Source organism: Kitasatospora sp. NPDC028961 (assembly GCF_055564815.1).
Window position 1 is genome coordinate 43792 of record NZ_JBVHVO010000010.1, and the last position, 6535, is coordinate 50326.

Sequence of the window (6535 nt, forward strand, 5' to 3'; positions counted from 1 at the left end):
CCTCCCGCGCGTAGGGTGCCCCGGTGGAGATCACCTACCGACGTTCCCTGCCCGACCGGCCCGCCGAGACGGACGCGCTGGTCGCCTTCCTCGGCGGCCACGAGTGGCCGTTCCACAGCACCGCCCGGGTCCACGCCGACCAGGCTCGCCGGTGGGTGGCGGACGGCCTGTTCGACGGTCCGCGGACCCGGACGTTCTGGATCACCGCCGACGGCCGGGACGTCGGCCTGATCCGCCTGGAGGACCTGGGCGACGAGACCCCGGTGTTCGACCTGAGGCTCGCCGCACCGCACCGCGGCCAGGGTCTCGGCAGCCGGGCACTGGACTGGCTGACGCGCTATCTGTTCGACGAGTTCCCGCAGGTGAACCGTGTCGAGGGAACCACCCGCCGGGACAACCTGGCCATGCGTCGCACCTTCCTGCGCTGCGGCTACGTCAAGGAGGCGCACTACCGGGAGGCCTGGCCCGCAGGCGACGGACCGGCCCACGACAGCGTCGGGTACGCCGTCCTGCGCCGTGACTGGCTCGCGGGCACCGCCACACCGGTGCGGTGGGACGACGAACCGGACCTCACCCGCCCGCGGTCATGACCGGCCTCCCGACTGAAACCGTCGGTGCGTCAACTCAGTGGTGAGATGGGCGCATTGCCACCGAATGCGAACGGGGCCGGCAGGTGGACGACGGAAGGTCGTCCCTGCCGGCCCCGGTCGTGCGGGTCGCCGTGCCGGTGCTGGTCAGAGCGCGGACGCGGCGGCCTTCCGCGCGGTCTCCCGGGGCGCCGCGGCGGTCGCGGGCTTCGGGGCGAGGAGCCGTTCGGCGAGGTGGCCGAAGACCAGGCCGAAGGTGGCCCAGAGAGTGAGCTGGATGGCGAGCGCCGAGATCCGGAACTGCCAGAGCAGGGTGGCCGAGAAGTCCTCGGGCACCTCGTTGATCGCGGGCAGGAGGACGTAGGCGAGGCCGATGGCCACCCCGAAGCCCAACACGCCGACGACGGTGGCGTACCAGTTGCCCAGGCGCCGGGCGAGCCGCTTGCCGACGATCACCGCGGCGACCGCCAGCAGCACACTGAGCGCCATCATCAGGAAGTACAGCGTGGTGCGTTGGCCGATCGTCTCCGGGTCGCCCACCGACGGCGGGTTGGCCGGGTACTTGAGGAACGGCACCACGTACACGGCGAGCAGCGCGACCCCGGACAGCAGGGCCGCGGTGGCCCGCGGGGTGAAGCGGCCGACCCGGCCGAGGGCGAAGCTGTAGGCGAGGGCGGCTGTCCCGCCGAAGGACACGCCGTAGACGAGGACACCGGTGGCCAGCCCGGCGGTGGACTGCAGGGCACGGCTGACGATCTCCACCTCCATGCCGTGGTCGGCGCCGTGGGCGGCGTGCGCCTCCTCGTAGGCGATGGCGGCGTCCACCCGGGGCTCGCCGAGCAGGTAGGCGACGAGCAGGGCGAGCAGACCGGCGGCCAGGCCGGCCAGCATGCCGCGGACGAGCAGGGATCTGACGGTCGCTGAGTTCACGGTTCGGTTCCCCTCGGTCAGTGGCAGGGGAAGCCGAGCAGGTGGCGACCGTCGTGCACCCATTCGTGCACGTCCTCGCCGGAGATGAGGGAGGTGGCGCCCTGTTCGGCGCCGACGAAGTAGAGCAGTGCCATCAGCAGGATGCCGAAGAAGACGGCCCAGGGCAGGATCGCCCTGACCGAGATGGGGGTGATGGCCGGTGTGGCGCTGGCAGCGGGGGCGATGGGGTGAGCCATGGCCGACCTCCTTCGGGAACACGCGTCCCGTTCGGTGGAGCACGGACGACGGGGGCGGGTCTGACTCGCCGGGGCCCGCACGTACTCCAGGCTCCGGATTCACAGTGGCGCGACCGTGCCGGCTTCTCACCGGTCTTCCACACACCGTCGTCTTCAGTTGTCGCAGGGACGGTACCGTGTCGCGGGAGCGCCGCCAAGAGCGTTGCGGGGGTGATGGGCGCGCGGACCGGCGCGAACGCGCGCGCGAGCTTCCGTCCGTATGCGTGCAACAGTGCGGTTCCGGGCAGGGAGGACGTCGGGTGACGGTACGGGTGATGTTGGTCGCACCGGTGATCGGGTCCGAGCTGCGCGCGGCCCGCTTCGGCGACGACGGCCCGCCGGACGAGGCGGCCCTGGCCGCCGCCCGTACCGCGGCCTGCGCCCTGCCGGCACCGGCCCGGGCCTTCACCTCACCCGCGCCGCGCTGCCGCCGGACGGCCGAGGCGCTCGGCCTCGGCGCCGAGCCGGCGCCGGACCTGGCCGACCTGGACGTCGGGGCCTGGCGGGGCCGGAGCCTCGACGAGGTCGCCGCCACCGACCCGGCGGCGCTCGCCGCCTGGATGTCGGACCCGGCCGCGGCGCCGCACGGCGGGGAGTCGGTCGCCGCCCTGGTCACCCGGGTCGGCGGCTGGCTGGACGGGCGGGCCGGGGACGCCGGCCGGGTGCTGGTGGTGGCCGAGCCCGCGGTGGTCCGGGCCGCGGTGGTGCACGCGCTCGGCCTGCCCCCGGCGGTCTTCTGGCGGCTCGACGTCCGTCCGCTGTCGGTCACCGAACTGTCCGGGCGCGCGGGGCGGTGGAACCTGCGCTGCGGCCGGGACCTCGGGTAGGGCCGGGCGCCGACGGCGGGCCGGCCCGGGGCGCGGCTCACATGTGGGCGCTGATCCGGCCGCCGGTGCTGAGCACGATGTACACGCCGTTGGCGACGGCGCCGTCGTCCTGCTGGTTGGCCTCCAGGGTGCCGACCTCCTCGTTCCCCATGCCGAGGATCTGCGCGCGGTAGTGCAGCTCGCCGACCTTGGTGACCTTGGCCGTCCAGCCGCCCGCGAGCTTGAAGGTGCCCGGCCCCTGCTGCGCGCCGCCCATCCAGGAGTGGACCTGACCGTCCATCGAGAGCACGACGAACATGTCGTTGGCGTCCAGCCCGGTGTCGCTGTTGTTCGTCTCCAGCGTGGCCAGGACCGAGCCGCGGCTGACGATCTTGGCGCGGTAGTTCTGGTTGCCGAGGTCCTGGATCTCGGCGGTGCTGCCGTCCACCAGGGTCTGGGTGTGGCCGGGCGACGTCGCCTTGGGCGGTACGGCCGGCGGGGTGGTCGGGCGCGCGGTGGGCGTGGCGGTCGGCTTCGCGGTGCCGGGCGCGGCGCTCGGTGCGGTGCTCGGTGCGGTGCTCGGCGCGGCGGTGCCGGTCGAGCCGGGGGTGCCGGTCGGTGCGGGCGTCGCGGTCGCGCCGGGCGCCCCCGTCGCGGCGGTGGTCGGCGCGGCGGTGCCGGCGGCGGTGCCGGGGGAGGAGGAGCAGGCCGTCGCGGCGGACACCAGCAGGGCGGTGGTCAGGACCGTGCCGGCCAGCGAGCGGACGGCGGACGCGCGGCGGGTCGTCTTGAGGGACATGCGGGTTCTCCCGTGCAAGTAAGGGTGAGGACGGGCACGTTGTCCGCTCCCTCCCTGGTGGGGGCCGGGCTGCGGCGGTGCTGTGCATGATCGAAGGTAGTACGAACAGTCGACGGAATGGATCATTCCGTGTCACCGGACTGCTACGGGCGCCGCCCGCCCGGTGGGGCTGTTCCGGTCGGGCGAGCCACCGTGTCGGGGCGGGCTACATGCTGCCGGGCTACCCGACCAAGGACTGGACCCCCACCCGGCTGCCCGCCACCGACACCACCCCGGGGGTGTCCTGGTACACCACCACGGCGCCGCTCGGCCTGCCCGCCGGGCAGGACACCCCGCTCGGTCTGACCCTCACCGACGACCCGTCCCGCCGGTACCGGGCCGAGATCTTCGGCAACGGCTGGCACCCGGGCAACTACGTCAACTACCTGGGGCCGCAGCACGGCTTCCCGGTCCCGAACGGCATCCTCGACCCCCACGGGACGAACACCGTCGCGATCGCGATGTGGAACCTCGACGGCTCCACCGGCGGTCTCGGCGAGGTCGCCCTCACCGCCTACGGCAGCTACGCCTCCTCGCTCGCCGTCCGGCAGAACGACAGCCCCCGCTACGACAGCGGGCGCTACGAGCCCCGACCCGTGCCACCCACGCCCCGCGGGCGCGGTGGGCGGTGCTCGGCGCCGTCCACCGCGCCCCCGCGGCCGTGACCACTCAGAGCGGCCCGCCGTCCGCGCGCGGTACGCGCGGGCCGCGGAACGGCAGCGTCCGGCTCAGGACGAGGTTGGTGGTCGTGCTCCCCAGCTGGGCCAGCGCGTCCACGACCTCCTCCAGATGGCCCATCGACGTGGTCGCCACCTTCAGGACGTAGCAGTCGTCCCCGGTGGTGCGCAGGCACTCCAGGATCTCCGGACGCTCGCCGACCAGCCGGCGCAGCGGCTCGTGCCGCGTCCCCGGCCCCGGGTACTTCAGCCGGACGACCGCCAGCACCGGATGCCCCGTCCGCTCCAGGTCCACCTCGGCGCGGTAGCCGGTGATCACCCCGGCCGTCTCCAGCCGCCGGACCCGTTCCGTCGTCGCCGACGCGCTCAGGTTCACCCGGCGGGCCAGCTCCGTGAAGGGCAGCCGGCCGTCCTGCTGGAGCTCGGTCAGGATGGCCCAGTCCGTCGCGTCGAGAGTCTCGGTCATCCGCTCAGATTACCGGTGAATCCACGGCTGGAGCCCCCCTGAACAGGCAGGAATCCCTTCTGACGGCCGGTCCGGCCTGGCTAGCCTGTGCGGTGTGAAGATCGGAATCAACGTCCCCAACTTCGGCCCGGGCACCGACCCCGGAGTCCTGCGCGACTGGGCCCGGACGGTGGAAGACCTGGGCTTCGACCTGCTGATGGTCTCGGACCACGTGGCCATCACGCCCGATGTCGCCGAGCGCTACCCCGCCCCCTTCTACGAGCCGTTCACCACGCTGTCCTGGCTGGCCGGTGTCACCGGCCGGGTCCGGCTCGGCACGACCGTCCTCATCGCCCCGTACCGGCACCCGCTGCTCGTCGCCCGGATGGCGGCCAACCTGAACGAGCTGAGCGGCGGCCGGCTGGTCCTCGGCGTGGGGGTGGGCTGGGCCCGGCAGGAGTTCGCCGCCCTCGGGGTCCCGTTCGAACGGCGGGGGCGGCTGACCGACGCCCACCTGGAAGGCCTCAGGGCGGCCTGGGCGGACACCGCCTCCTACGGGACCGCGCGCATCCCGCTCTGGGTCGGCGGCAACAGCGAGGCGGGCCTGCGCCGCGCGGTGCGGTTCGCGGACGCCTGGCACCCGCTGCGCTGCACCCTGCCGATGCTGCGCGGATCCGTGGCCCGGCTGGGGGAGCTCGCCGCCGAACAGCGGCGCCCCGTCCCCGCCTTCGCCCCCCGGATCGCGCTCCGGCTCACCGCGGAGCCGGTCACCGGACCGGACCGGCTTGCCGGCGAGGGCACGATCGAGCAGGTCATGGCCGACCTCGACCGGCTCCGGCTGCTGGGCGCCGACACCGTCGTCCTCGACCCCTACCACGGCGACCCGCGCGAGACCCGCCGTCCGCAGGCGGCCTGGCAGGCACTCGCCACCGTGGCCGCGCACATCCAGCCCCCTCTCACCCCTACGGAGCAGTCATGACCGTCCCCGACGACCACACCCTCCTCCGGCGGGCGATCGCGCTCGCGGCCGAGGCCCGCGCGAGCGGCAACCCGCCGTTCGGATCGCTGCTGGCCGGCCCGGACGGCGCGGTGCTCGCGGAGGAGCGGAACACGACCCGCACCGAGCAGGACATCACCGCGCACCCCGAACTGAAGCTCGCGCGCTGGGCCGCACGGGAGTTGGACGCGGCCACGGCGGCGGCGACCACGATGTACACCAGCTGCCAGCCGTGCTCCATGTGCGAGGCGGCCGTCCAGCAGGCGGGGCTGCGGCGGGTCGTGTTCGCCCTGTCGAACGATCAGCTCCTGGGCATCCGGCCGGGCAGCGGCCGGCCGCTCGTCCCGCAGGAGGGCCCGGCCCTGTACGACGAGGTGCGGGCGGTGGTCGCGGGCTACTACCACTGACCGTCAGGACCGCGGCCCGGCCGACCTGGTGGGCCCGGGCCGGTGTCCCAGGGCGGTGCGGGCCCGGGTGGTGCACTGGTCCCGGGACACAGGCAGGACCACGGCCTCATGCCCTCGCCCCGGCGGATTCCTACCGTGGGAGCACGCGGTGGGGCGCTCGGCCCGGGAGACCGGAGAGCGCCCCGCGCGGAGCGGGCCGGGAGCCTTCCGGCCCGTCGCTTCTCCAGCGAACTACGGGAGGTCCCAGATGAGTTGGAACCAATTCACGCTCTCCTCGGCCGGCAGCGCGTCGGTGTCGAGCAGGGTCGCCGCGGTCTCCCGGATCCCCGGGAGCATGGAGCTCTGGTGGGTCGCCCAGGACGGCTCGGTCCAGGGCGCGTACTGGTACGACGGGTCGCCGTGGCGGCGCTACGAGCTGGCGCCGGCCGGCAGCGCCTCCGTCAACGGCGGCATCGCGGCGGTCTCGCGGGTCCCCGGGAGCATGGAGGTCTTCTTCGTCGGCGCCAACGGCTCCGTCCAGGACCGGTACTGGTACGAGGGCGCCGCCTGGCAGGGCTTCGAGCTGTCGGGCCC

At 74.1% G+C, this 6535-nt stretch carries 9 protein-coding genes and 1 pseudogene; 6 read left to right on the plus strand and 4 right to left on the minus strand.

Translation table 11 applies throughout. The features are described from left to right. Positions 1 to 23: 23 nt before the first annotated feature. On the plus strand, positions 24 to 590 hold the full coding sequence (locus ACZ4UX_RS19690; protein WP_359808803.1) for a GNAT family N-acetyltransferase: 567 nt from the start codon (positions 24 to 26) through the stop codon (positions 588 to 590). Between the two features lie 144 nt (positions 591 to 734). Here ACZ4UX_RS19690 and ACZ4UX_RS19695 read toward each other — a convergent pair whose 3' ends face one another. Both ACZ4UX_RS19695 and ACZ4UX_RS19700 read right to left on the minus strand, forming a co-directional pair. Continuing rightward, complete coding sequence (locus ACZ4UX_RS19695) at positions 735 to 1517, minus strand: CbtA family protein (protein WP_465707567.1); 783 nt, start codon at positions 1515 to 1517, stop codon at positions 735 to 737. A gap of 17 nt (positions 1518 to 1534) precedes the next feature. Then, positions 1535 to 1753: a CbtB domain-containing protein gene (locus ACZ4UX_RS19700; RefSeq protein ID WP_329485533.1), complete on the minus strand. Its 219-nt coding sequence runs from the start codon at positions 1751 to 1753 to the stop codon at positions 1535 to 1537. Between the two features lie 314 nt (positions 1754 to 2067). Here ACZ4UX_RS19700 and ACZ4UX_RS19705 point away from each other — a divergent pair, with 314 nt between their 5' ends. Then, positions 2068 to 2619 carry a histidine phosphatase family protein gene (locus tag ACZ4UX_RS19705; RefSeq protein WP_465707568.1) on the plus strand — a complete coding sequence of 184 codons (552 nt, stop codon included), beginning with the start codon at positions 2068 to 2070 and terminating at the stop codon, positions 2617 to 2619. A 37-nt stretch (positions 2620 to 2656) separates the two neighbouring features. On the opposite strand, the gene ACZ4UX_RS19710 is transcribed toward ACZ4UX_RS19705, so the two are convergent. Further along, positions 2657 to 3397 carry a hypothetical protein gene (locus tag ACZ4UX_RS19710; RefSeq protein WP_465707569.1) on the minus strand — a complete coding sequence of 247 codons (741 nt, stop codon included), beginning with the start codon at positions 3395 to 3397 and terminating at the stop codon, positions 2657 to 2659. 209 nt (positions 3398 to 3606) lie between these two features. On the opposite strand from ACZ4UX_RS19710, the gene ACZ4UX_RS19715 reads away from it, so the two are divergent. Continuing rightward, positions 3607 to 4101 carry a beta galactosidase jelly roll domain-containing protein gene (locus ACZ4UX_RS19715; RefSeq protein WP_465707570.1) on the plus strand — a complete coding sequence of 165 codons (495 nt, stop codon included), beginning with the start codon at positions 3607 to 3609 and terminating at the stop codon, positions 4099 to 4101. Positions 4102 to 4105: 4 nt separating this feature from the next. Here ACZ4UX_RS19715 and ACZ4UX_RS19720 read toward each other — a convergent pair whose 3' ends face one another. Beyond that, positions 4106 to 4579 (minus strand): Lrp/AsnC family transcriptional regulator, encoded by a 474-nt coding sequence (locus tag ACZ4UX_RS19720; RefSeq protein WP_329485529.1) that lies wholly within the window; start codon positions 4577 to 4579, stop codon positions 4106 to 4108. 94 nt (positions 4580 to 4673) lie between these two features. On the opposite strand from ACZ4UX_RS19720, the gene ACZ4UX_RS19725 reads away from it, so the two are divergent. From ACZ4UX_RS19725 to ACZ4UX_RS19735, 3 genes and pseudogenes are all read left to right on the plus strand, one after another. Further along, positions 4674 to 5537 carry an LLM class flavin-dependent oxidoreductase gene (locus ACZ4UX_RS19725; RefSeq protein ID WP_465707571.1) on the plus strand — a complete coding sequence of 288 codons (864 nt, stop codon included), beginning with the start codon at positions 4674 to 4676 and terminating at the stop codon, positions 5535 to 5537. Beyond that, positions 5534 to 5962 carry a nucleoside deaminase gene (locus ACZ4UX_RS19730; RefSeq protein WP_465707572.1) on the plus strand — a complete coding sequence of 143 codons (429 nt, stop codon included), beginning with the start codon at positions 5534 to 5536 and terminating at the stop codon, positions 5960 to 5962. Before ACZ4UX_RS19725 ends, ACZ4UX_RS19730 begins: the two co-directional genes overlap by 4 nt. A 247-nt stretch (positions 5963 to 6209) precedes the next feature. Then, positions 6210 to 6535, plus strand: a pseudogene (locus ACZ4UX_RS19735) (PLL family lectin); the annotation flags it as partial.

Coding starts and splice junctions, on each gene's coding strand:
- ACZ4UX_RS19700 (WP_329485533.1), bottom strand. CDS start 1,753: ATGGCTCACCCCATCGCCCCCGCTGCCAGCGCCACACCGGCCATCACC.
- ACZ4UX_RS19705 (WP_465707568.1), top strand. CDS start 2,068: ATGTTGGTCGCACCGGTGATCGGGTCCGAGCTGCGCGCGGCCCGCTTC.
- ACZ4UX_RS19710 (WP_465707569.1), bottom strand. CDS start 3,397: ATGTCCCTCAAGACGACCCGCCGCGCGTCCGCCGTCCGCTCGCTGGCC.
- ACZ4UX_RS19715 (WP_465707570.1), top strand. CDS start 3,607: ATGCTGCCGGGCTACCCGACCAAGGACTGGACCCCCACCCGGCTGCCC.
- ACZ4UX_RS19720 (WP_329485529.1), bottom strand. CDS start 4,579: ATGACCGAGACTCTCGACGCGACGGACTGGGCCATCCTGACCGAGCTC.
- ACZ4UX_RS19730 (WP_465707572.1), top strand. CDS start 5,534: ATGACCGTCCCCGACGACCACACCCTCCTCCGGCGGGCGATCGCGCTC.